The organism is Vibrio ordalii ATCC 33509, from assembly GCA_000257205.1.
In the GTDB taxonomy this organism is placed as follows: domain Bacteria; phylum Pseudomonadota; class Gammaproteobacteria; order Enterobacterales; family Vibrionaceae; genus Vibrio; species Vibrio ordalii.
Genome location: AEZC01000069.1, coordinates 1 through 23520 on the forward strand (window position 1 = coordinate 1; position 23520 = coordinate 23520).

Genomic DNA, 23520 nt, shown 5'->3' on the forward strand with positions numbered 1-23520 from the left:
AATTAAGTAGCCCGAAACGCGACTACCAACTTTCCGCACAACACCGTAATCACCAAACTCAACGCAAAACGAAAATGCCACGCGTTGAGGGTCTGCTTGAATTGTTTGTTAGCTGCCTGACGATAAAGCCTAAATTAATAGTGATAACGGCAAGAAATGATTGTGATAGCACTATCATCAACCGCATAAACTAGCCTATTCGTATCATCTATTCGTCGCGACCAAAAACCAGATAAATTTTCTTTTAGTGGTTCAGGTTTACCTATGCCCTCGAAAGGAGAACGCTTAACATCCGTGATGAGTTTATTTATACGTTTAAGTGTTTTCTTGTCTTGCGTCTGCCAATAAACATAATCATTCCAAGATTCATCGGTCCAAGATAATAAACGACTACTCATCGATTAAATCTCTTTGGCTCACCTTACCCGCTTTAAACTGAGCAATTGAACGATGTAAGTGCTCAGCATTTGCCGGAGAACGAAGCAAATGAACCGTTTCCATTAAGCTATTGTAATAATCCAGTGACATAACAACGGCATCTTCAGAATCACGACGCGTGATCACGGTTGTATCTGCGTCATTAACAACAGCATCCAAAACGGTCTTCAAGCTATTTCTAGCTTCGGTAAAAGATACAATTCTCATAAAACCTCCACATGTACGTTTAATGAGACAAGTATATGACTAAAAAACCAACTTGTACAGCTAATGGAACATGCGAACTTGTAAGCAGCTAACGCCCGGTTAAGGGGCAGACAACGCCACTACCACGCTTCCGCATAACACCGTAACCACAAAAACCAACGCATAATAAAAATGCCACGCGTTGGCTGTCCCTCTTGAACCGTTTGTTATGCTTAAACTTCAAACACTTAGGTTTAAGCAGCCACTAGAATAACCCGACAATCGACTACTTATTCACATTAAGTTTGATTTGGTGAATTTAAATCTCAATAAAAAACAAAAACACCGGTTATTTACAAAATTTTACATTAATATTTTTGTCGTCGGTTAGATAAAGAATAAATAAAAGATAGAGGTAAGTATTGTCAAACACTTACCTCCGTTTACTTATATTATGACTTATGAATAGCAGGTAATGGACTTCTCTGCTTATAGACAGAAGCCAACACCGCAATAATCATAGTGACTAACAGTACACCCAGTGATACTGGTGTCGGAATTTTCCACGCAGAACCGACTAGCATCATCTTAATACCAATGAAAATCATGATGAAGGAAAGCGCTGGTTTTAGGTAAATAAACTTATCCATCATCCCTTGCAACACAAAGTACAAAGATCGCAAACCAAGTAACGCAAACACGTTCGCTGCTAACACTAAAAATGGTTCGCGGGTCACGGCAAAAATAGCCGGTATTGAATCTAATGCGAACATCACATCCATAAAAGCAATCACGCCAATCACAATCATCATTGGAGTCACAAACCATTGCTTATTGCGGCTCACAACCAAAGCATTCCCTTCGTAATGATCCGTCACATTGAACCAGCGTCGAATCAGTTTCTCCGGCATTGGGTTTAGCTGTTCATCGCCTTTCTCACGCGCAAGTTGAATACCGGTCCACATAAGAAATAATGCAAACACATAAAGTAACCAATGATATTGTTCAAGCAGCTGCGCGCCAATTACAATCATCACCGCTCGTAAAAACAAAGCGCCGATCACTCCCCACAATAGAGCCCGCGGGCGTAAATGCTCTGGGACTGTGTATTGATGAAAAATAATCGCAAAGACGAATAAGTTATCAACACTTAACGATTTTTCTAATAAGTAACCAGTAATAAATGAGATCGTCGCCTTTTCGGCACTGTATGAACTGGTTGGTGCGTAACTATCCCAAAAGAAATAGATACTCGCGGCGAATGCAAACGCCAGCATAAACCAAATCATGCTCCAAACGGCAGCTTTAGTGATCGTGACTTTACCGCCACGGGTTTGCCAAATATCGATAACAACAAGAAATAGAGTCAGGATTGTAAAGCTGAGATAGGTTGTCGGGGTCATATATCCTCCAAAGGCGGAAGGATAAGATGGGATTAACCGATCGAAACCTTCCGCAAACAAAAACCGCTGTTCCTAATGAACAGAGCTGAATGCGTTGGTCTCGTCGAAATAAGCATTCCATTTTTTAACAGAAGGCTATTTATACTTACCGGATAAGCATGCGCTTAACGAGCTGACGATAAGTAAACAAAGGCGACTACTCCCCAATCAGCGCGGAGTTTATGCCTATTGGATGCAAAGGTCCATAGCCGTGATCAAAAAAAGGAGCCATTTATGCTCCTTTTAGCTTAGATTTTTATACGCCTGCCAGTGGTAGTAAATACACCAATACAGACCATGCACTGATCCAAGCAACGACGACAGCGGCATCTAACCAATCTTTCATCCACATGATACTTTCCCCTTTCACATCTTCATGCACCTTCTTCGGGTTGAAGATGCGATAAGACTGAAAGTTAAAAAGCAAAGTCTATGCCAGTAAATTTATGTCAAACCGAGTTACGGATAATGATGTTGGGGTTGAGTTCCTACGTGGTTAAGTATTTCAGGTTTTTCCGTCAGCAGTTCAATAAACGCATCGGCCATTGATACATTCGAAACAAAACCTTCTCCCTTCATTTTCAGTATCGCATCATATCCCTCTTTGCCTTTCATGGTATAGGCCGACGAGGTTCCACAATAATAACCATTAAGATCAATTGGTTGCCAACCTTTTTGCTCATCAAATAGCAACACATTCGTGATGCGTTTTCCTACTGGCCGATCGGCGGCATAAGCAAACGAGAGATTATGGGTGTAAGGATAACTGCCTGAACCTGTGCCGTCGACCCCATTGCCCAGCGCATTATTAATCGCCCCTTCAAGTATTTCAATTAAGGTTTCTCCCTGCACTCGGTAGACACCAATTGGAACGGCAAAAGGCAATAAATTTCCGGCAATGTCTGCCACCGAAACTTGTCCGGCGTTGAGCGAGTTTCTGACTCCACCAGCGTTATGTATTGCAAACTGCACGGGGTGCGCTCTTTGCCGCATGGCATAGACGAATGATTGAGCCACCAAAGGAGCCAACTCACTCGGCCCAGTTTCATCAGGAATTCTGACGTGTCTTAAGAAACGATCAGCATGTGCGATAATATTTTGTTGCAGCTGACGTACTCGCGGCATGTATTTATCGATCAATATTCCTTGGACCTGCGGATCTTTCTTACACACCACCACATTAGGGTGTTGGCTTAAAAATTCGCACGCCGCTAAATGGGTGTTATCAGTGCCCGCTTCGCTCATGCTGGCATCAAGAAACAGTCGACGGCCAAGTAACAGTTCATTACGACCCTGAAATTTGTCCACTTTGCCATCGGCTGAAAAGTCGATATAACAATGACCTAAGCTCAAAGAATGATAACCGGATTGGACGACATAAGTGTCGTTAATTCTTAAACCATATTCATCATCTTTCATTAGCCCTAGTGCACTAAAGTCACCTTGTAATCGATGGCTATGCCCGCCGACGACAACACTAATACCTTCCACTTGCTGTGCGAGCTCAATGTCCGCTTCATAACCTAAATGGCTGAGTAGAATAATTTTGTTGATCCCTTTAGCGCGTATTTCAGCAACCGTATTTTTCGCCGTTTGGATAGCGTTAATAAATGGAGTATCGAGATCTGGGTTGGCAATATCAGCCATTTTATCGAGTGATAAGCCGAAAATTGCAATCGTTTCATCACCAGCCTGTTTTTCTATCCAGCGAGCGTATTTACCTTGAGGTTGATAACTTATCACTTGCGAGCTACCGGCTATTGGAAAAGGCTTATTCGATCTTTGATTGGAAAGATCCCAATTCCCAGCTAGCAATGGGAATTGAATACGTTTAACAAAATGGGCAACGGGTTCATTACCCATATCCAGTTCGTGATTGCCTAATGCCATCGCATCAAGATTCAATGCGTTGAGCATGTCCGCATTGGCTTTACCTTTAAATAGCGAGAAATAGAGCGTGCCTTGGAAACAATCCCCAGCGTGTAAAAATACAAAGCCTCGCTTCATACGCGCCGCATCTTCTTTCAATTGCTGAACTCGGGTTGCAATTCGTGCAAAGCCGCCTGCGCTTACATAGGGTGTTAAAGTCTGCTGTTGGATGTGGAGAGTCAATTGCAGCGATGTCGGTTCAAAATATGAGTGAGTGTCATTAATGTGTGCCAGCATAATTGATGCTGGTCTATTCTTTTTATGCATCATTTATCTTTCTCTTCTTTTTCCACTCTATCCTAGCTGAAGAATCATGACAGAATCGTGACTTTTATGAAACGTGTTTGAAAATATAAATACGCTAAGTCAATCTCATCACACTTTGTGGCCTTTGTCTCATTCCGCTGTCCCTACATAAACACTTGATATGTGAGCCAGTAGCCTACTTATCTGCATAATTTCCATTATGCTTAAAGAAAAACAGACTCAGCGAGAAGCTAACTGGTTGAGTTATAAAAGGAGTCTGCCTATGCATCTAGAGCGAATTGAAATTTCCGGATTCAGAGGAATCAAACGTTTATCGCTCGCTTTTGATGAACTCACCACATTTATCGGTGAAAATACTTGGGGTAAGTCCTCATTGTTGGACGCCTTATCAGTGGTGCTACCAGCGAACGGCGTACCTTATCAATTTGAAATGCAAGATTTCCACGTCGATTACTCTATCGCTCATCCTCAAACTCAGCATTTACAAATCGTCTTAAGCTTTGTTTCTACAGACAAGAATGAATCTCAATCTGGTCGTTATCGTAAACTGAGACCGATTTGGGTTGAAGATGAAACGGGTACGAAACGAATATTCTATCGCATCAGTGCCACTCGCGAGCAATATGATATTACCACTCGCTACCTGTTTTTAGATCTCGAAGGCAACCCTCTGCCGCTGCATCATTCTGAAAAATTGGCGCAAGAGCTGATGAGCTTACACCCGGTGATCCGTTTGAAAGATTCACGGCGTTTCGAGCGACCTTTCGTCAATGGTAACGGTAAAAATTCTCGCGCCGAAAAACGCATTGATAATACCTGTCGTCGTTTACTGGCCATTCCTGGGCATGTTAACAAAGGCGAGATGAGAAGTAGCCTTAACTCAATGAATGTATTAGTTGAGCACTATTTTTCATTCAAAAGTCAGACACGTAAAAACCCAAGACAGCAACGTGACAGCTTAGTCTATTCCAACCCAGCCGCCGATAAAAACATAAGCCAATTTGTTGAAGAGACTAAAAATAAGCAAACTCGTTTGCTGTTGATGGGTTTACTCAATGCTTATCTGCAAGCCAAAGGCCCAACTGACCTACGCCGTTGCGCTAGGCCGCTACTGATTATCGAAGATCCCGAAGGTCGATTGCACCCTACTCATCTGGCGCGCGCTTGGAGTTTACTTCAACTATTGCCTATGCAAAAAATCCTCACGACGAACAGTGGTGATCTGCTTGGTTCTGTTCCTCTTCATTCTATTCGGCGTTTAGTGCGTACTTCTGACCGCACCATTGCAACTTCGATGATCTCTCGTGGATTAAGTAAAGACGAACTGCGACGTATCGGTTTTCATATTCGTTTTCATCGCTCAGGGGTGCTTTTTGCTCGCTGCTGGCTGTTAGTTGAAGGAGAAACTGAGGTGTGGCTGTTTAGTGAACTGGCTCGCCAGTGTGGCTATAACCTAGCCGCCGAAGGAGTACAAATTGTCGAATTTGCTCAGTCTGGTCTGAAGTCCTTAATTAAAGTGGCGAAAGCATTTGGCATTGACTGGCATGTCGTGACTGATGGCGATCCTGCTGGCAAAAAATATTCGTCAACAGTACGCGGCATGTTGACAGGTGATCAAGAACGGCATCGCCTGACCGAACTTCCCGATCGAGATATCGAACATTTTCTGTACTCTCATGGCTTTGAACACTTCTTCAAAGATTTGATTAAAATACCTTACGATCATCCAATCCCTGCGAAAAAAGTGGTCACACGTGTGCTGAAAAAACACGCGAAACCTGATTTGGCGCTTGCCATCGTTTCCCATTGTGAACAACAAGGTGTGGAGTCTATTCCTGTACTGCTACGCTGGACACTAAAACGCGTGATTACGATGGCCAATGGCCACACATAAAAAAAGGCACACATAACGGTGTGCCTCGTATCATTTCCATTTCGCTATATGTGACTGATCTTATACTGAATGGGTATATCAACAATTTTGATGAATCGATACGGATCAATTGGGGGTAACGTTTACCAATGCGGATTTCACCAGCCTTAGCCTTAAACATAAATTAACAAGTTGAGGATTTAGAGCGCGTTTTAACAGTTGCGCTATCGCTCAACGTTGGCTGGTTAGATCGTTGATGCAACCACATACCACTTGTTTTCATCGCAAAGCCAAAAATGCCACCGAATAAAAGTGATGGAATAACCAGTTGCCAATCACCACCCGCAGCAAAAGTGGCACAAGCGCCAATAAAGGTTCCAGGAATATAACCAAGCCATGCTTTCGACGCTTGAATGCACATTAAAAACGCCACCACAGCGGTGACAGCGTAACCCAAGATATCCAAGCTCACCAAACTGGATGAATGAATAATGACCATTGCCCAAAAAACGCCACTGATATTCGTTATCAAACTTTCTGCAAGACCTCTAATACCTTCGGTTGGAGAGGCAAAATAACTCGTACATCCTAAAAAGCCAGCCCATGATAGTAAGCCTAACGAAACGGCTATCCAGCCCCAAACACCAGAAAGAATGCCTGTCGTTAGTGAAATCGCAAATAGTGTGCTCATAGCGCCCTCATTTAGCCACTATCTGCCTGTCATTTAACAAGCCGTTGTTATAGCGACATCAATAAATCAAGTGCCGATATTAAAAGCTTCAACCACGGATGACTAGTGACCCAAGTCATGAAATAAATGCAATGACTATACCTATTTCATTGAAATGTTGACGCAAACGATAAATCAACACATTTAAAGTGCTTTTTAATCGGGCATGAGCGTTAGATTGGGTGATGAGGGTGTGTGACATGATGCTAAATGCGAACACTCAATAGCTTCACTTATCACACCCCATATTGAGAAGTAACAAAGTAAACCATAACCAAAATTAACAAGGTTAAAGTACGCTTGGTCGTCCTTTCATCATGCGCAGTCCTTCACGTTTAATGCACTCAACCAACGGGTTTTCAGCCATTTCTGCTCGCCAAATAAACGACAAGGTTCTTTCCATATTCAGATCAGGCACATTGAGCGCTACCAGTTGACCATTCTCAATAAAGCGTTCTACATCGAGATAAGGTAAACAAGTTAAGTACGGACCATTCGCAACCATACTGCGTAGCACAGGGACATGTTCGTACTCTCGCCACACATCTAAATCGGAAATAAGATGGTGAATCGAGCTATCAAAAATATTGCGAGTGCCAGAACCGTGTTCTCTTAACACCCATTTGGCCTGTTCAAGCTGTGCAAGGCTCACTGTTTTACATTTGGCAAAAGGATGATGAGCCGAAGCTATCACCGTTAGGTGATCTCGACACCACACTTCTTGGGAAATACGGTTATCATCGCATCGACCTTCAATGATACCAAGGTCATATTTGTAGTCGAGGATGCCATCGATCACCCCTTTGGTGCTTTTCACACCAAGCTCAATACGCATCTCTGGGAAATCGTTATCAAGAATGCTGATAAGGTCTGGAACGAGGTGCTCAGCAGGGGTCTGGCTCGCCCCCATACTGATTTCACCGCTAAGCAAGTGCTGATCATAAAAGCCCATTTCGATCTGCTGAGCATCTTGCAATAAACGCTTCGCTTTCGGCCTAAGCCACATTCCCCAATGAGTCAATGCCATCTGCTTTCCTTGTCTTTCAAACAAAGGGCGACCTAACATTTTTTCCAATTGTGCCAGCGACATACTGGTCGCGGATTGAGTTAACGCTAATTTATCCGCAGCTTGACTGACGCTGCCACTATCGGCAACAGCATCGAAAACTGCTAATTGTTTGAGTGAATACCGCACTGCTTTTCCTATTTCGCTTTCATCTACTGCGTGCCACACCTTTAATTTCAAGGGAGTTAATATGCGCAAACGGTTTCATTCTACTCTTTCATTTATTCATATCAATTCATTTGATGGGTAATCTAAAAATTATCAATTTTACTACTTCATGATCCGTTCGTTAGTCTGTATCGGAAGCAAGGCATGACGCTTTGCTTGAACTGGGAGGTAATTATGAAATTGAGCTTTGGGAGCCTGTATGTCAACAGCCTACTCTGAAAATAAACAGCTATTCTCACCGATTGAGATGATGGCAGAAGCCGAGAAATTCGCCTTAAGCAAAGCCAAGAAAAGTAGCGGTATGACGCTAAGCCTTGCCATTATGGCGGGTGCTTTTATTGGCTTAGCATTTTTGTTCTACATCACGGTCACCACAGGCAGTGCTAACGCAGGTTGGGGGCTCAGTCGGTTAGCGGGTGGTTTAGCCTTTAGCATGGGGCTGATTTTAATCGTGATTTGTGGCGGTGAACTGTTCACCAGTTCCGTATTGTCGAGCATTTCTTGGGCCAATAAACAAATCAGCTTTAGCAAAATGTTATCCATTTGGGGCAAGGTTTATATCGGTAACTTCATTGGCGCCATGTTCTTACTGCTTTTGGTTACTGGGGCTGGTCTCTATCAGTTGGATGATGGTCAATGGGGTTTGAATGCGCTGAACATTGCGCAGCACAAACTGCACCATACACCTGTTCAAGCATTCTCTCTTGGGGTGCTATGTAACTTACTGGTTTGTCTTGCTATTTGGTTAACGTTCAGCTCTGCCAATGCAATGACCAAAGCCGCAATGACAATTTTGCCTGTGGCGATGTTCGTCTCTAGCGGCTTCGAGCACTGCGTAGCCAACATGTTTATGGTCCCTTTAGGCATTGTGATTCAAAACTTTGCACCAGAGAGCTTCTGGCAACAGGTCGGTATCAGTGCCACTCATTACGCAGATTTGAACATTCATCAATTTGTGACGGCAAACCTTATCCCAGTGACCTTGGGCAATATTGTCGGCGGTGCTGTGTTGGTTGGGCTCGCCAACTGGTCTATTTTTCGCCGTCCACAACTTAAAGCCGCAAACATTAGCACTATTACGGAAACAGCAACAATTACGTCAGTGAAGGAAACGAAAATGAATAAAACAATTACCGTTAAAGACATTATGAACACCCAACCTGTAACTCTAGGCGTTGAAATGCCAACCGCAATTGCCATTGATATGTTGCTGGATAACCAGCTCGATAGTGCTCCTGTGGTTGATGTGGCTGGCCGCCTAGTCGGATTTTTCTCAGCTCACGATGTCATGGTGGATTTATGGTGCCAAGACTACATCCCTACTGAAGGGCAAAAAGTGGTGGATCTTATGAGCCGCGATGTTATCTCCATCGATGCATCTGACCGTATGATTGATATCGCCGAATTTTTATGTATCGATAAAGAACAGCTATACCCTACCTCTAGCATGGGTATTGCTACTCGTTTTAGCTCACTCTCTTTAGAAGAGCGCGCAAAAAGCATGAAAGTGAACAAACCACAAAATCTCCCGGTCCTTGAAGATGGCAAGTTTGTCGGTATGTTAACTCGTAACCATGTGCTGGCAGCACTACGCCCAATTTATGGCGAGCGTCTAAGCGTGGTCAAAGAGCGTACGTTAGAAACGGCTTAATACGTTGTTTTGTTCAAAACGATTTTTGGTCAGGAAATAAGTCGCTTGGCTAAAAAGCAAAGACCCCGCATTGCGGGGTCTCTTTGATTCATCTATTTCGCTTGTTACTATCCCTGACGCCACCAGCGTCCGACGCACGGGTTTTCAGGATCAAGATATCGATTCAATAACGTTAAGTTGCTGTCGAACAAAATGAGATAAGGTTGAATCTCACTGACACTTAACGCCCCCTTTGTGGCATTTATACACTGCATCAATAAATCCGTAAGATAGCGAACAAAAGCCCACTTTGGGTTGCCTGCGATTTTATGGTTGATCGCTAAAATAGCCTCACATGCTATTTGGTAAGGAATGGCTCTCACTTGCGTGAGATCGCGCAAAAATGAGCCCGCCACAACACCTTCAAGGTAGACGCGGTAAGTCGTTAATTGATCGGCCAATAGAAACAGCTCCGCGGCTAAATGCGTATAAGGGTATTTCACCGCGAGGTGATCGCACAGATCCGATGAAATCGCCAGCGTGATCCCTATCATTTCACAGCGTTGTTTAAGCACTCGCAGTAACCCTTGTTCATCCATTAATTGCTGAATTTCAAAAATACGCTGCAAGTGATAGTCGTTAGAAATGAAAGTGACAGGTAATATTTTTTGCGTGTCAATACCACCGTTTTTATGCAGCTCTAACGCGACGTTTTCGATATTTTCCACTGTGCTGGTCGAGTGTTCTTCCAGCAAAATGCGGTTATTCAAAAGTGACACATTGAGCCGAGCAAGCTCCGATTGAAGGTAATGATACATAGCCTTCGCTTCAGAAATCTGTTGCCCTAGCGTGAGCCCACCGCATAAAGCAATGACACTATGAACGATGTCATGACGTTGTAACGCCTTAACGAGGCCATCAACACGGCTACGCCCTTCTAATGTTAATTGCTGATCAACAAGTCGTTTACCTAATACGATATAAAGATGCTCGGCTACCATCGTTATTTCTCACTCTCTATTCCAGCGGGGGAATAATGTCATACAAGGCCACACACACTCAATAGCCACACCAAAATGTTCGAGCTATGGTTGATGTAGACGATTGTTCGAAATATCCCATCGAAAGAGCACCTAAGTGGTTTGTCGATAAAACCATATAGCGTAAAATAATGTAAATGATAGTTATTATCATTGATTCGTTTAAGTAGTCAGTTTAAGGTTACGCTAACAAAAGAAAAATGGCCGTTGTAGACAACATGAAAAAAGAAACAGAACCTAAAAGAGCTTTCTATCCGCTCACAGTAGTAGCAACTCAACAGATTTCCCCTTCTATGCAGCGCATAACATTACAGGGTAACTCAATTGCGCACTTTGGTGCGGAAAGTGAGGGTGATTATATTAAGCTGTTGTTTAATCAGAGTGGTACTACTGATTTATCTCGCTTATCACCTGATCAGCGCCCAATAATGCGCACTTATACCATTCGAAGCTTTGATGGGACCAACAACCGCATTGAAATCGATTTTGTACGGCATGAGGCGGAAGATAAGCAGTGCGGATTTGCAGTCAGATGGGCGATGCATACGGCCATTGGCGATACGATTTCAATTGCCGGCCCCGGTAAAGCGCAGGGCTTAAATCTCAGTGGTTCATGGTTTTTCTTAGCGGCAGATATGACGGCACTCCCCGCTCTTGCAGCTCAATTAAAACGCTTACCGCGTGATGCAAAAGGTTATGCAGTAATTGAAATTGAGCATGTGGATGACAAACAGGCACTACAGGCTCCGGAGAACATAGAGATCTCTTGGGCAGTGAAAGACAGCAGTACCAATTTGGCGACTTCGGTTATCGAGAAAAATTGGCTGGGTGAGAATGGCTCGGTATGGTGTGCGTGTGAATTTGATACCATGCGCGCGCTAAGAGAGTATTTTCGCAATGAAAAAGAGATAGCGAAAGACTATATTTATATCAGCAGCTACTGGAAACGTGGCGTCAGTGAAGATGGGCATAAACAGCTCAAACAAACGGATGCACAAACCCTGTCATAAACAGCAATAACACAGTAAAAAGGTGACTTAATAGAGGTCGCCTTTTCATTCAATACGCTCAATATTCAACGGTTCTAGCTTTAATGGACCAAGCCTCAGCGGGCCACGGTTAGCTTGGCTAACGACTCAATACAAATCGCGTCATGTCGCCAGTATTCGATGCCACAATCGATCAGTTCACCCTGTTGATTATAATTAATGCGCTCAACGACCATCGCCGGAGTGCCTGATGTAGCGCGTAACGCCTGAGCCATATGACCAAGCAAAGAGCTAGTAGTAATTCGATAACGGACTGTTTGATACTCCACGGCAAAATGGTCGCGATAAATATCCGTCAGTGATTGAGACAAGTCAAAAGTCAGCAAATTGGGAAACCATTCAGGGCGCACGTAATTCGTCACATAGACCACGGGGCGATCTTCTAAATAACGCACACGACCAATTTGGTAAACATCCGAAAATGGCTTTAATCCCAATAAGAGCGATGCTTGTTTATTGGCTAATACCGCTTTTGCCATCAGCAGTTCCGTGTTTGGTACTCGGCTTTGTGCTAAAGCCATGTTGGTAAAATTCAGCGTTTGGGTTGGGTCGTAACGTATCGGCTCGGGAGAAATAAACCAACCTCGCCGATCTTCTCGGTAGATCTTGCCATCCGCTTCCAACAGAGACAACGCCTCGCGCAGAGTAACGCGCGTGGTATTAAACGACTCTGCAAGTTTTCGTTCAGAAGGTAATTTTTGACGAGGGGCAAGCATGCCAGCATCGATTTGTTCAACAATCACATCTTTAATTTTTATGTACTGCACAACACCCACTCCCAGCCTAAATACGTGCATGCCAAATTCATAACAAACTGATACCGTATTATTTGCATTCTATGTCGAACAAGATTAATGTCATAGCCTGAATCGCAATAACATTGACGTTAATTTTTATACCGCCTAGCTTTTGGGCGGTATTTCTTTTTGGAGTATTAAAAATGTCAAACTTAGCACCTGTCTTAGTTTCAAGCCTTGATATGGACAGAATATCCGCATTATTGGATGGCATGCCTAAACTAACGCCAGAGTTAGAAAAGCTCGAGGCTGAGTTAGATAGAGCCAGCATTGTAACCCCACAAGAGATGCCAAATGATGTAGTGAGCATGAACTCGACCGTTCGTTTCAAATTTATTGACAGCGATGAAGTGATCGAAAAAAATCTCGTGTACCCGCATGAAGTAAAAAGTAACGAAGACATTTCTATTTTTGCGCCCGTTGGTAGTGCACTTTTAGGATTATCGGTAGGTCAACAGCTCAGCTGGCCAATGCCTGGTGGCAGAGAAAGAGTGATTGAGATTCTTGAAGTGGTTTATCAACCTGAGCGTGACGGTGAATTCAACCGCTAACGAAGCGATTTGTCGGTGTGGAGTAGTCGATCTCATCACTCCACACCCCAAGCCACATCATTGTAAATGATTATGCGACCAAAATATCTTTAAGCTCGTACAATGAACGCACATGGTAGTGTGGCTCAATGCCATCAACAGCACTTGCACCAGTAGAGTTTAGCCAACAGGTTTCAATACCAAAATTTAAGCCACCTAGAATATCGGAATGCGGGTTATCTCCTACCATCAATACACGATTTTTTGCAGGGTTACCCATTTTGTCTAACGCGTAGGCAAAAATCCCGTGATCGGGTTTCGCTACACCAACCTCTTCTGAAATAATCACGTGGTCAAAGTATTCACTCACGCTCATCCCCGTTCTTTGCAAACGAATCGCTTGAAGTTCGGTAAAACCATTAGTAATGATGCCAAGTTTCGCCCGACCTGTAAGGGCATCCAGTAACTCTTTTGCTCCTGGTAGTGGCGTACAAATATCAGCCATGGCTTCAAGAAATGCGCTGTTTAATTCCGTGGTTGTTGTCGCGAGCTTTTCTGCCCACTCTGTAAAACGAGTATGCTTCAACTGCGCCGCCGTGATATCACCATTTTGGTAATCGACCCACAGTGGTTTATTAACTTCTTGGTAGTGCGCAAAATCTTGTTCAGTAAACAACACTCCTTTGCGCTCAAACATTAGCTGCATACCTTTGAAAGCATCAAAATGAAACAAGGTCTCGTCAGCGTCAAATAAAATCCAGTCGTACTTCATGATCTCTCCTCATAATGTTCGGGCTAGTTTAGATTGTTTTTAGTTAAATGATAATCTCTATCAGAAGAAACTTTTAAAATTCAATGTGATAACGAATCTAATCGTGCCTATAATAAAAAAGGCTCCAATGAGCCTTTTCTTATGCTTAATATTGCAAATTATGATGCTTTTTCAGCTTCGTTAACCATAGAAAGCGCCAATGCTTCAGCCGCTTTAATACCATCAATGCCTGCTGATAAAATCCCGCCCGCATAACCTGCACCTTCACCTGCCGGATAAAAGCCTTTCAGGTTGATGCTTTGGAAATCTTTACCCCGTTTAATGCAAATGGGTGATGACGTGCGAGTTTCTACTCCAGTTAACAAACCATCATCAGAGGCAAATCCTTTGATCTGCTTATCAAACGCTGGGATCGCTTCACGAATGGCTTCAATGGCAAAATCAGGCAACGCTTTTGAAATATCCGTCAACTTGATGCCGGGTGTAAAAGAGGGTTCGACATCACCTAACGCACTCGGATCACGACCTTGTAAAAAGTCACCAATTTTTTGTGCTGGCGCATCGTAGTTTTCGCCGCCAAGTTGATAAGCTCGTGATTCAAGTTCACGTTGGAAGCGCACGCCCGCCAGCGGATCACCGGGATAATCACGTTCAGGATCAATACCCACCACAATCGCACTGTTAGCATTACGTTCTGCGCGAGAATATTGACTCATGCCATTGGTCACAACGCGCCCCTCTTCAGAAGTAGCCGCCACTACCGTGCCACCGGGGCACATGCAGAAGCTATAAACAGTACGGCCATTCTTACAGTGGTGAACCAATTTGTAGTCCGCCGCGCCAAGAATGGGGTTACCCGCATTCGAACCAAAACGCGCTTCATCAATCATTGATTGTTTATGCTCAATACGGAACCCTACTGAAAAGGGTTTGGCTTCCATATAAACGCCACGTTCATGCAGCATTTCAAAGGTATCACGTGCGCTATGACCGACCGCAAGGACAACATGACGCGTTTTAATTTCTTCACCATTTGACAGCGTAAGCCCGGTAATTTGCCCTTCTTCGATGTGAATGTCATCAACACGAGTACTAAAACGAATTTCACCGCCTAATTCGATGATTTTGGCTCGCATTTTTTCAATCATGGTCACCAATTTGAACGTACCAATGTGCGGTTTGCTCACGTACATGATTTCAGCAGGTGCGCCCGCAGCGACAAATTCTGTAGTGACCTTACGACCATAGAAGTTAGGATCTTTCACTTGGCTATAGAGTTTTCCATCAGAAAAAGTCCCCGCTCCACCTTCACCAAACTGCACGTTAGATTCAGTATTCAATGTACGTTTACGCCAAAAACCAAAGGTATCTTTGGTGCGTTCGCGCACTTCTTTACCACGCTCGACAATGATTGGGTTAAACCCCATTTGGGCAAGAATCAGTCCTGCGAATAGGCCACAAGGGCCAAAGCCTATCACCACTGGGCGCTCAGTAAGATTCGCTGGCGCTTGAGCAACGAATTTGTACTCCATATCCGGCGTCACTTTCACATGCGGATCATCAGCAAACTGAGCAAGCAACTCCGTTTCATTCTCCACGCTCACATCTAGCGTGTAAATCAGCATGATTTTCGTTTTCTTACGAGCATCGTAGCCACGTTTAAACATATTGAATGAAAGAACTTGTTCATCAGCAATACCAAGTTTTTCAGTAATAGCAGCAAAAATTGCCCCTTCCTCGTGGTCCAAAGGAAGTTTAATTTCGGTTAAACGTATCATGTCGGTGTCTCGTTTTAGTCGGTGTCTTAGCCAAAGCCGCAAGCGGCCCGCTCACAATGGCGCGCATTTTACGGGAAATGGCGTTATCTGTCATACTAAATCCCGAATTCATCACACGTTACGCTAGATATTGATAGCGTTGGATGTTGAAATTTAACTTGGGATGCGTATTATCCCCATTCTTCATTTTTGACTAACTAAGAGCTGATCATCATGGCGTTTGTCGTAACGGATAATTGCATCCAATGTAAATTTACTGACTGTGTCGCGGTATGCCCTGCAGATGCCTTTCACGAAGGCCCCAATTTTATGGTGATCAACCCTATTGAATGCATTGATTGCGGTTTATGTGTTCCTGAATGTGCAGCTCAAGCTATCTTTCAAGAAGATGAACTCCCAGAAGATCAGAAAATTTACATCGAACTCAATGCCGAGCTTGCCGACATATGGCCGGTGCAAACTGAAGTCAAACCAGCCATGGATGATGCTGAAAAATGGAATGGCGTGCCAAACAAACTGGGGATGTTAGAGAAGTAGTCTTTTCTTCTTATAACTAGCGTTATAAAAAAAGCGCAAACACGGCATCCGTTATCACGCTTTTTGACGACAATCCAAAGCAACAACTTTTAAGCTTTACTTATTGATCGAGTGATCTTGGTTTGATCTAGTGATGTTGGCGGCGCAGGTTATCCAAAATAATACCCGTAGCCATTGCTACGTTAAGTGACTCTGCTCCCCCGAAGGCGGGAATGGTGATTTTGTCGGTGACATATTGAGCCGCTTCGGCACGAATACCATGCGATTCACAGCCCATCAATAAAATCCCTTCAGCAGCAAATTTCGCATGATGAACGTTCTCACCTTCTAAAAAAGCCCCATAAACAGGTAGATTTGAACTCTGTAAATAAGCACCCAAATCCACTTGGCTCACCGTAACACGCCCAAAGCTACCCATGGTGGCACTGATGGTCTTTGGATTGTATGGATCGGCGCAATCGTGGCTAGCGACAATCTGTTTAATGCCATACCAATCAGCAACACGGATAATCGTCCCTAAATTACCGGGGTCAGAAACACCATCGAGAGCGATCATCAATCCTTTCGCTTCAGGCACCGTCACTTCGGGGATCTCAACGACTGCGATTGCCGCATTATTGCTCACCAAAGTGCTGGCTTTGGTCAAGTCATCTAATGTGGCCTCAATGCATTCAAAAACACTAAGCTCAACGCGGTTTTGTGCGATAAACTCCGCAGTGGCAAAAACCTGCTTCACCGTCAGTTGGCTGTTAATCAATTCCAACACGTTCTTTTCGCCTTGCACTAAAAACAGGCCATGAGCCTTGCGCTGTTTCTTTTGGCCTAAAGCACGAAGTAGTTTCAGTTGGTTTTTTGAAATCATAAAATATCCGCAGTGAGGTAAGGTTGGCCTAGTAAAAACGCCGCATTATAGAGTAAAGGCCGCCAGAGCTAAAGCAGTGTAAGTCGAGTTTCAATACCGTAGGTTCAGTTACTAACAAACAAGGAAATCCATATGAAACGTTTTCTTCCCTCTTCCGTTATGTTAATCCCCTTTGTCGTCAAGCATTATGATCAACAAGATAGTGAGCAACTTGAAGATGAGCATCATAAAGAACCCAGCGACAATGCCACAAAAGAGAACGAAGAATCGAGCTAAAAGCTCAGACATTAGTTTATAATCCACTCATTAAATAACTTTACAACCCATTTTTTGACGTTATTATCGCGACGCAAACGTTTCCCCAACCCGTACAATACTAAATAATGAGGGTTTTATGCTGCCTGATATTGAAATTTGCCGCGCCACTTCATTAACCTCCATAGAGGCTATCGCTAACAAAGCAGGATTCACCGCCAGCGAATTCCACAGCCAAGGCCGCTTTAAGGCCAAAATTTCATTAAGTTGCCTTGAACGTTTGCAAACACAAACGGTTGGAAAGTTAATCCTTGTGACTGCCATTACCCCAACGCCATTAGGGGAAGGAAAAACCGTCACCACTATAGGCCTATCACAAGGAATGGCGAAATTGGGTCATTCGGTGATGGCATGTATTCGTCAACCCTCAATGGGACCAATCTTTGGTGTTAAGGGCGGAGCCGCTGGCGGCGGTTATTCACAAGTGGCACCAATGGAAGAGCTCAATTTGCATCTCACTGGCGATATCCACGCCGTCACAGCCGCGCATAACCTAGCGGCAGCGGCGATAGATGCCCGGATCTATCACGAACAGCGCCTTGGTTATGACGATTTCGAGCAACGCACCGCAATGAAAGCACTGCGTATCGACTCGAATAATGTGGTTTGGAAGCGAGTGATGGATCACAACGATCGCGCACTGCGCATGGTCACCGTTGGCCGAAATGAAACGGATAAATCAATCAATGGCTTTGAACGTGAAGACGGTTTTGATATTTCAGCGGCTTCTGAGCTAATGGCGATTCTTGCCTTAGCCAAAAACTTAAACGATCTGCGTGAACGGATTGGGCGGATTGTCGTCGCCTATAGCCACCATGGTGCACCGATTACCACCGAAGATTTGCAAGTCGCTGGGGCAATGGCCGTTAGTATGAAAGAGGCGATTGAACCTACATTAATGCAAACGTTAGAAGGCGTACCGACACTGATTCACGCCGGACCTTTTGCCAATATCGCGCACGGTAACTCTTCTATTATCGCCGATGACATCGCCACAAGGTTAGCCGAATTTACTGTAACAGAGGGCGGCTTTGGCTCTGATATGGGATTTGAAAAGGCGTGCAATATTAAAGCCGCGACATCTGGGAAAGCGCCTGATTGCGCCGTTATCGTCACCACACTTCGCGGCTTAAAAGCGAACTCTGGTCTGTATGAATTGCGTCCCGGCCAGCCAGTTCCCGACACGCTATTTCAGCCAGACCATGCCGCGCTGGTGTCCGGTTTTGAAAATCTCAAATGGCATATTGAAAATGTGAGTAAGTATGGAATACCCGCCGTGGTTGCCATTAACCGCTTTCCACAAGACAGCCAAGAAGAGCTTGAGCAGCTCGCAATAATGATTCACGCACTACCCTATCAGGTGGAGGTTGCACTGAGTGACGGTTTTGCTCTTGGAGGCGAAGGGACGACTGAGCTTGCTTCCAAAGTCATTAAGCAGTGTCAAAAAGTGAGTACGTTCACACCGTTATACCAAGCACAGCAGACGATCGAAGATAAGATCAACGCTGTGGCGAAAAAGGGCTATGGCGCGGCAAGCGTCACTTTTAGTGATAAAGCACGACGTCAAATACACAACATGCAAGAGCAAGGCTACGGGAAGCTTGCTGTTTGTTTGGCAAAAACGCCGCTTTCGATTTCAACCAACGCTGCGATTAAAGGCGCACCAAAAGGTTTTGATGTACCGATTCGCGAATTAAAGCTCTGTGCGGGTGCTGGCTTTATCTATGCGCTATGCGGCAACGTGATGACCATGCCGGGTCTTCCTGAAAAACCCGCCTTCATGTATTTAGACATTGATTCTAAAGGAAATATTATCGGCCTAACCTAATATTATTGTTCGAAATTAACCTTTCTGAGCGCAAATCTTCGGGCTCAGAAAGGTTTTCTTCACGCTATTTGTTTTCTTTCTCTGTAATTTTTTGCACTTTTCACCGTTCTTTACCAGTATCTATAAAAAATAAGTAAGGTCGGTTATGAAACGTTTTACTCCCTTTATATTCTCAATAGCGCTTATTGTGCCTATTCTGTTTTCGCTATTTAGCCAAGCAGAAACTCAGCCTAAAACCATGCCCAGCATTGGTAATCAGCAAATCGCGACATTAGCTGGGGGCTGTTTTTGGTGTACAGAATCTGATCTTGAAAAACTCAACGGTGTCATTAGTGTTGTCTCGGGTTATGCGGGGGGTAGCCTTGAAAATCCATCCTATAAACAAGTTTCATCAGGAAAATCGGGCCACATTGAAGTGATTCAAGTGACCTTTGATCCGCAAGTGGTCAGCTACGAAAATGTATTGGATCATTTTTTCCGCCACATTGATCCGACGGATGATCAAGGCTCGTTTGTTGATAGAGGCCCACAGTATCGGCCTGCCATTTTTTATCACAACAGTGAACAGAAGCAGACCGCGCAGCGTTTTATGCAAGAAATCGATGCGCTAGGGATCTTCAAAAAGCCGCTCAAAACAGAGCTGATTCAATACAGCCAATTTTGGCCTGCTGAAGAGTACCACCAAGATTTTTATAAAAAGAGCAAAGTACGTTACACCTACTATCTTCATGCTTCTGGACGCGACCAATATCTTGATACCATCTTCGGTAAAGATCGTAATGAGCATCCAAAAACCTTACGTCAATTGATCGAAGTTCAAAAAATGCAAAATACCGTTAAGGTATACACCAAACCTTCGAATGAAGAAATACGCGCCAAATTGACTGATTTGCAATATTACGTGACGCAAGAAGAAGGTACTGAACGCGCATTTAACAATGAGTATTGGGATAACAAAGCCGATGGTATTTATGTCGATGTGGTCAGCGGAGAGCCATTATTCTCTTCTACCGACAAATACCGTTCTGGTACGGGCTGGCCCAGTTTTACTCGGCCAATTAATCAAGCGTATATTGCGACCAAAAGCGATTCTCGGCTTTTTTATACTAGAACCGAAGTGCGCAGCCGTTTTGCAGATTCTCACCTAGGCCATGTCTTTGAGGATGGACCAGCACCAACCGGCTTACGCTACTGCATGAACTCTGCCGCGATGCGATTTGTACCAAAAGAGGCGATGCAAGCTGAAGGCTATGGCGAGTACTTGGTTCTGTTTAAATAAAATTTGGCTCTGTTTCAATAAGGCGTGCGTGTTAAAACGAAAAAGCCCTCGGCTTCACTTGCGAGGGCTTTTTTAATTGATCAACGTTAATCGGTGGGCTCAACTGAGATTCGATTAATGTAAACCATGGAAAAATTCGGCGCGGGTGGCAGGGTTAGATTTAAAAATACCGCCTAATGCTGTGGTGGTCGTTTCACTGGTCGCATCCATAACACCACGTGACTTAACACAGTAATGAGTGGCATCAATGGTGACCGCGACATCAGCCGAACCGAGTAAGGTTTGCAAAGCCACTAGAATCTGCTGTGTCATTCGCTCTTGAACTTGGGGGCGCTGAGCAAAAAAACGTACAATACGGTTAATCTTAGAAAGACCAATTATCTTGCCTCTTGGGATATACCCCACCGCGGCTTTACCATCGATAGTCACTAGATGATGCTCACAGGTACTGGTCACGGTAATCTCTTTTACGCGCACCATTTCACTGACGTTCATCTTGTTTTCGATCACAGTAATTTTGGGGAAGTTTTGATAATCAAGGCCAGAAAACACTTCATCCACATACATTTTCGCAATTCGATGGGGCGTCTCTTCTAAACTGTCGTCGGTCAGGTCAAGACCGAGTAGTGTGAGGATCTCACGCATATGATGTTCGATTTTTTCTTTCTTTTCTTCACGAGTAACCTCATTTGGACGCATAGGCGTTTCCAAACCTCGGCTCTCTAGCGCATCTTTGACCAACTTTGCTGATTCGCTAAGACCTAGCATTCCGATTCCTCTTACTTTTTACCCCTTTCGGATGGCAGACAAGGATACTCGGAATTTTGAATAATTACATCCATATTTTAAGGATGGTCATTATTGCCCGCAAGCAATGTATGATAAAGTCCTCGCAAAGAAAAAAGCTATAGGAACCGATCATGGGCTGTTGTGATTCACCGGGCTTAATGCCTATCGAACAAGCGTTACAGACAATGCTAGCGAATATCAAACCCATCCAAGCGACGCTCAAACTACCGCTAGCCGACGCATTAGGCTATGTGTTGGCCGAAGAGTTACTCTCACCCATTTTTGTGCCGCCTTTCGATAACTCAGCGATGGATGGATACGCTATTCGATTAGCTGACCTGCAACAGTCAACCACCCTGCCGCTGGCTGGCAAATCTTTTGCCGGTCTTCCATTTGAAGGGCCGTGGCCAGCCAACAGTTGCGTGCGAATTATGACTGGCGCGAAAATTCCAGCTGGTTGCGACGCGGTGATCATGCAAGAGCAAACGACCGAAAACGAAAATGGTATCTGCTTTCTACAGCCGAATGCGAAGCCTCAGCAAAATATTCGCCCCACAGGTGATGACATCAAACAAGGCGATGTAGTGCTACATAAAGGGGCTCGCTTGACTTCGCGTGATATCCCAATGATTGCCACACTCGGCATCAGCCATGTGACCGTTTTTCGTAAACCCAAAGTGGCCTTTTTCTCAACTGGAGATGAGCTAAAACCACTCGGTGAACCTCTTGCTGAGGGGCAAATCTATGACAGCAATCGTTATGGCATTAAACCATTAATTGAGAATTTTGGTTGTGAAGCGATTGATCTTGGGATCATTGCTGATTGCCCTGCCACTTTAAAAGCTACCTTTGATAAAGCTCAACATTTGGCCGATGTGGTTATTACTTCTGGCGGCGTAAGTGTAGGCGAAGCTGACTATACCAAAGATATTTTGCAAGAACTCGGAGAAATCGGTTTTTGGAAACTGGCAATAAAACCGGGCAAACCGTTTGCATTTGGAACATTAGATCATGCTTGGTTCTGTGGCTTACCTGGCAACCCCGTTTCAGCCGTATTAACCCTATACGTTTTGGTGCAACCTATGCTGGCTAAATTGGCTGGACACACTCAGTGGAAAGCACCGGAGTCCATTCCAGCCATCACTAAAAATGCCTTTAAAAAATCACCGGGTCGTACTGACTACCAACGCGGTATTTACACAATTGAAAATGGCCAGTTTGTTGTTGAAACTACCGGAAACCAAAGTTCGGGGGCATTTCGTTCGATGAGTCTCGCCAACTGTTTTGTGGTGTTAGAGCAAGATCGTGGCCGAGTGGAAGTGGGCGAAACCGTCAATATCCAACTTTTTAATCCCAGCTTGTACTAAGGATCACTATGGAGATCCTATCTGATCAAGAGCTCCTGCGCTACAACCGACAAATCATTCTCAAACAGTTTGATTTTGAAGGACAAGAAGCACTTAAACAAAGCTCTATTTTAATTCTTGGTGCAGGGGGATTGGGCTGCGCTGCAAGCCAATACCTTGCCACGGCAGGTGTTGGTTCACTCACGCTCATCGATGATGATGTGGTTGAGCTCTCTAATTTACAGCGCCAAGTGCTGCACAGCGATGCCGATATTGGACGTAAAAAAGTGGACTCAGCGGCAGAGTCACTGCGTATGCTTAACCCGTATTTAACGGTAAATACCGTTGATCAACGCCTTGAAGATGCACAATTGAAAGCATTAATTGAACAGCATTCTTTGGTGCTGGATGCATCAGATAACCTTGATACTCGTAACCAATTGAATAAACTCTGCTTTCAAACTAAAACACCACTGGTATCTGGTGCTGCGATTCGTATGGAAGGGCAAGTCAGCGTGTTTATGTATCAACACCCAGACGAGCCCTGTTACCAATGTTTAAGCACTCTTTTTGGTAGTAACGTACTCACTTGCGTCGAAGCGGGCGTAATGGCTCCTGTCGTCGGGATTATTGGCGCGGTACAAGCAACGGAAGCGATCAAAGTGATCGCCCAATATGGGCAGGTAAAACAAGGCAAAATTTTGATGTTGGACGCTCTTTCAATGACGTGGAGAGAAATGAACTTAATCAAACTCGCTCACTGCCAGACTTGCCAGTAAATGAACGAAAAAGACTCAATAGTGTCTTTCTCACTCGTCCACCGCATCAGCCCACACAATAGGAGAGTTAAACTGTAAGCGCATCATAAA

22 protein-coding genes are annotated in these 23520 nt (G+C 44.3%); 10 read left to right on the forward strand and 12 right to left on the reverse strand.

Annotation, left to right across the window (positions count from 1 at the left end; all coding sequences use genetic code 11):
• Nucleotides 1-134: 134 nt before the first annotated feature.
• The 4 genes from VOR_RS0104315 to VOR_RS0104335 form a co-directional block, all read right to left on the reverse strand.
• Complete coding sequence (locus tag VOR_RS0104315) at nucleotides 135-398, reverse strand: Txe/YoeB family addiction module toxin (RefSeq protein WP_010318499.1); 264 nt, start codon at nucleotides 396-398, stop codon at nucleotides 135-137.
• The gene (locus tag VOR_RS0104320; protein WP_010318500.1) at nucleotides 391-645 is read right to left on the reverse strand and encodes a type II toxin-antitoxin system Phd/YefM family antitoxin; all 255 of its coding nucleotides are present in this window, start codon (nucleotides 643-645) and stop codon (nucleotides 391-393) included. The genes VOR_RS0104315 and VOR_RS0104320 overlap by 8 nt, the downstream gene beginning before the upstream one ends.
• A 431-nt stretch (nucleotides 646-1076) precedes the next feature.
• The gene (locus tag VOR_RS0104325) at nucleotides 1077-2027 is read right to left on the reverse strand and encodes a TerC/Alx family metal homeostasis membrane protein (RefSeq protein WP_010318501.1); all 951 of its coding nucleotides are present in this window, start codon (nucleotides 2025-2027) and stop codon (nucleotides 1077-1079) included.
• A 498-nt stretch (nucleotides 2028-2525) separates the two neighbouring features.
• Nucleotides 2526-4265 (reverse strand): bifunctional metallophosphatase/5'-nucleotidase, encoded by a 1740-nt coding sequence (locus tag VOR_RS0104335; RefSeq protein WP_010318502.1) that lies wholly within the window; start codon nucleotides 4263-4265, stop codon nucleotides 2526-2528.
• A gap of 259 nt (nucleotides 4266-4524) precedes the next feature.
• Between VOR_RS0104335 and VOR_RS0104340 the strand changes: the two genes are divergently transcribed.
• Nucleotides 4525-6156: an ATP-dependent endonuclease gene (locus VOR_RS0104340; protein ID WP_010318503.1), complete on the forward strand. Its 1632-nt coding sequence runs from the start codon at nucleotides 4525-4527 to the stop codon at nucleotides 6154-6156.
• A 163-nt stretch (nucleotides 6157-6319) separates the two neighbouring features.
• Here the strand turns inward: VOR_RS0104340 and VOR_RS0104345 are convergent, their stop codons facing one another.
• Both VOR_RS0104345 and VOR_RS0104350 read right to left on the reverse strand, forming a co-directional pair.
• The gene (locus VOR_RS0104345; protein WP_010318504.1) at nucleotides 6320-6826 is read right to left on the reverse strand and encodes a DUF1097 domain-containing protein; all 507 of its coding nucleotides are present in this window, start codon (nucleotides 6824-6826) and stop codon (nucleotides 6320-6322) included.
• A 328-nt stretch (nucleotides 6827-7154) separates the two neighbouring features.
• Entirely contained in the window at nucleotides 7155-8060 is a 906-nt protein-coding gene (locus VOR_RS0104350; RefSeq protein WP_010318505.1) for a LysR substrate-binding domain-containing protein, read from the reverse strand.
• A 238-nt stretch (nucleotides 8061-8298) separates the two neighbouring features.
• On the opposite strand from VOR_RS0104350, the gene focA reads away from it, so the two are divergent.
• Entirely contained in the window at nucleotides 8299-9750 is a 1452-nt protein-coding gene (gene focA / locus VOR_RS0104355; protein ID WP_010318506.1) for a formate transporter FocA, read from the forward strand.
• Nucleotides 9751-9857: 107 nt separating this feature from the next.
• On the opposite strand, the gene VOR_RS0104360 is transcribed toward focA, so the two are convergent.
• Nucleotides 9858-10730: a YdcF family protein gene (locus VOR_RS0104360; protein WP_010318507.1), complete on the reverse strand. Its 873-nt coding sequence runs from the start codon at nucleotides 10728-10730 to the stop codon at nucleotides 9858-9860.
• Between the two features lie 257 nt (nucleotides 10731-10987).
• Between VOR_RS0104360 and VOR_RS0104365 the strand changes: the two genes are divergently transcribed.
• Complete coding sequence (locus VOR_RS0104365; RefSeq protein WP_029626902.1) at nucleotides 10988-11779, forward strand: siderophore-interacting protein; 792 nt, start codon at nucleotides 10988-10990, stop codon at nucleotides 11777-11779.
• Nucleotides 11780-11874: 95 nt separating this feature from the next.
• Here VOR_RS0104365 and phnR read toward each other — a convergent pair whose 3' ends face one another.
• Nucleotides 11875-12585 (reverse strand): phosphonate utilization transcriptional regulator PhnR, encoded by a 711-nt coding sequence (gene phnR / locus VOR_RS0104370; protein WP_010318509.1) that lies wholly within the window; start codon nucleotides 12583-12585, stop codon nucleotides 11875-11877.
• Between the two features lie 173 nt (nucleotides 12586-12758).
• On the opposite strand from phnR, the gene rnk reads away from it, so the two are divergent.
• Nucleotides 12759-13166 (forward strand): nucleoside diphosphate kinase regulator, encoded by a 408-nt coding sequence (rnk, locus tag VOR_RS0104375; protein ID WP_010318510.1) that lies wholly within the window; start codon nucleotides 12759-12761, stop codon nucleotides 13164-13166.
• A gap of 70 nt (nucleotides 13167-13236) precedes the next feature.
• Here rnk and yjjG read toward each other — a convergent pair whose 3' ends face one another.
• Complete coding sequence (yjjG, locus tag VOR_RS0104380) at nucleotides 13237-13917, reverse strand: pyrimidine 5'-nucleotidase (protein ID WP_010318511.1); 681 nt, start codon at nucleotides 13915-13917, stop codon at nucleotides 13237-13239.
• 158 nt (nucleotides 13918-14075) lie between these two features.
• Nucleotides 14076-15695, reverse strand: a complete 1620-nt coding sequence (locus tag VOR_RS0104385; protein WP_010318512.1) for an NAD(P)/FAD-dependent oxidoreductase — start codon at nucleotides 15693-15695, stop codon at nucleotides 14076-14078.
• A 213-nt stretch (nucleotides 15696-15908) separates the two neighbouring features.
• Between VOR_RS0104385 and fdxA the strand changes: the two genes are divergently transcribed.
• Complete coding sequence (fdxA, locus tag VOR_RS0104390; protein ID WP_010318513.1) at nucleotides 15909-16232, forward strand: ferredoxin FdxA; 324 nt, start codon at nucleotides 15909-15911, stop codon at nucleotides 16230-16232.
• A gap of 127 nt (nucleotides 16233-16359) precedes the next feature.
• Here fdxA and VOR_RS0104395 read toward each other — a convergent pair whose 3' ends face one another.
• Nucleotides 16360-17094, reverse strand: a complete 735-nt coding sequence (locus tag VOR_RS0104395; RefSeq protein ID WP_010318514.1) for an RNA methyltransferase — start codon at nucleotides 17092-17094, stop codon at nucleotides 16360-16362.
• Between the two features lie 132 nt (nucleotides 17095-17226).
• Between VOR_RS0104395 and VOR_RS18925 the strand changes: the two genes are divergently transcribed.
• The 3 genes from VOR_RS18925 (at nucleotide 17227) to msrB (ending at nucleotide 20516) form a co-directional block, all read left to right on the forward strand.
• Complete coding sequence (locus VOR_RS18925; protein WP_010318515.1) at nucleotides 17227-17370, forward strand: hypothetical protein; 144 nt, start codon at nucleotides 17227-17229, stop codon at nucleotides 17368-17370.
• 118 nt (nucleotides 17371-17488) lie between these two features.
• Nucleotides 17489-19237 (forward strand): formate--tetrahydrofolate ligase, encoded by a 1749-nt coding sequence (locus VOR_RS0104405; protein WP_010318516.1) that lies wholly within the window; start codon nucleotides 17489-17491, stop codon nucleotides 19235-19237.
• 145 nt (nucleotides 19238-19382) lie between these two features.
• The gene (msrB, locus tag VOR_RS0104410; RefSeq protein ID WP_010318517.1) at nucleotides 19383-20516 is read left to right on the forward strand and encodes a peptide-methionine (R)-S-oxide reductase MsrB; all 1134 of its coding nucleotides are present in this window, start codon (nucleotides 19383-19385) and stop codon (nucleotides 20514-20516) included.
• A gap of 114 nt (nucleotides 20517-20630) precedes the next feature.
• On the opposite strand, the gene folE is transcribed toward msrB, so the two are convergent.
• Nucleotides 20631-21284, reverse strand: a complete 654-nt coding sequence (folE, locus tag VOR_RS0104415; protein ID WP_010318518.1) for a GTP cyclohydrolase I FolE — start codon at nucleotides 21282-21284, stop codon at nucleotides 20631-20633.
• Nucleotides 21285-21436: 152 nt separating this feature from the next.
• Between folE and moeA the strand changes: the two genes are divergently transcribed.
• Both moeA and moeB read left to right on the forward strand, forming a co-directional pair.
• The gene (gene moeA / locus VOR_RS0104420; protein WP_010318519.1) at nucleotides 21437-22672 is read left to right on the forward strand and encodes a molybdopterin molybdotransferase MoeA; all 1236 of its coding nucleotides are present in this window, start codon (nucleotides 21437-21439) and stop codon (nucleotides 22670-22672) included.
• Nucleotides 22673-22680: 8 nt separating this feature from the next.
• A complete protein-coding gene (moeB, locus tag VOR_RS0104425) occupies nucleotides 22681-23430 on the forward strand; it encodes a molybdopterin-synthase adenylyltransferase MoeB (protein ID WP_010318520.1) in 750 nt (249 codons plus the stop codon).
• Nucleotides 23431-23520: the final 90 nt, after the last annotated feature.

Coding starts and splice junctions, on each gene's coding strand:
- fdxA (WP_010318513.1), top strand. CDS start 15,909: ATGGCGTTTGTCGTAACGGATAATTGCATCCAATGTAAATTTACTGAC.
- VOR_RS0104360 (WP_010318507.1), bottom strand. CDS start 10,730: ATGGTAGCCGAGCATCTTTATATCGTATTAGGTAAACGACTTGTTGAT.
- VOR_RS0104385 (WP_010318512.1), bottom strand. CDS start 15,695: ATGATACGTTTAACCGAAATTAAACTTCCTTTGGACCACGAGGAAGGG.
- VOR_RS0104325 (WP_010318501.1), bottom strand. CDS start 2,027: ATGACCCCGACAACCTATCTCAGCTTTACAATCCTGACTCTATTTCTT.
- VOR_RS0104405 (WP_010318516.1), top strand. CDS start 17,489: ATGCTGCCTGATATTGAAATTTGCCGCGCCACTTCATTAACCTCCATA.
- VOR_RS0104395 (WP_010318514.1), bottom strand. CDS start 17,094: ATGATTTCAAAAAACCAACTGAAACTACTTCGTGCTTTAGGCCAAAAG.
- folE (WP_010318518.1), bottom strand. CDS start 21,284: ATGCTAGGTCTTAGCGAATCAGCAAAGTTGGTCAAAGATGCGCTAGAG.
- VOR_RS0104365 (WP_029626902.1), top strand. CDS start 10,988: ATGAAAAAAGAAACAGAACCTAAAAGAGCTTTCTATCCGCTCACAGTA.
- rnk (WP_010318510.1), top strand. CDS start 12,759: ATGTCAAACTTAGCACCTGTCTTAGTTTCAAGCCTTGATATGGACAGA.
- moeA (WP_010318519.1), top strand. CDS start 21,437: ATGGGCTGTTGTGATTCACCGGGCTTAATGCCTATCGAACAAGCGTTA.
- moeB (WP_010318520.1), top strand. CDS start 22,681: ATGGAGATCCTATCTGATCAAGAGCTCCTGCGCTACAACCGACAAATC.
- VOR_RS18925 (WP_010318515.1), top strand. CDS start 17,227: ATGAAACGTTTTCTTCCCTCTTCCGTTATGTTAATCCCCTTTGTCGTC.
- VOR_RS0104340 (WP_010318503.1), top strand. CDS start 4,525: ATGCATCTAGAGCGAATTGAAATTTCCGGATTCAGAGGAATCAAACGT.
- msrB (WP_010318517.1), top strand. CDS start 19,383: ATGAAACGTTTTACTCCCTTTATATTCTCAATAGCGCTTATTGTGCCT.
- focA (WP_010318506.1), top strand. CDS start 8,299: ATGTCAACAGCCTACTCTGAAAATAAACAGCTATTCTCACCGATTGAG.
- VOR_RS0104315 (WP_010318499.1), bottom strand. CDS start 398: ATGAGTAGTCGTTTATTATCTTGGACCGATGAATCTTGGAATGATTAT.
- VOR_RS0104335 (WP_010318502.1), bottom strand. CDS start 4,265: ATGATGCATAAAAAGAATAGACCAGCATCAATTATGCTGGCACACATT.
- yjjG (WP_010318511.1), bottom strand. CDS start 13,917: ATGAAGTACGACTGGATTTTATTTGACGCTGACGAGACCTTGTTTCAT.
- VOR_RS0104320 (WP_010318500.1), bottom strand. CDS start 645: ATGAGAATTGTATCTTTTACCGAAGCTAGAAATAGCTTGAAGACCGTT.
- VOR_RS0104345 (WP_010318504.1), bottom strand. CDS start 6,826: ATGAGCACACTATTTGCGATTTCACTAACGACAGGCATTCTTTCTGGT.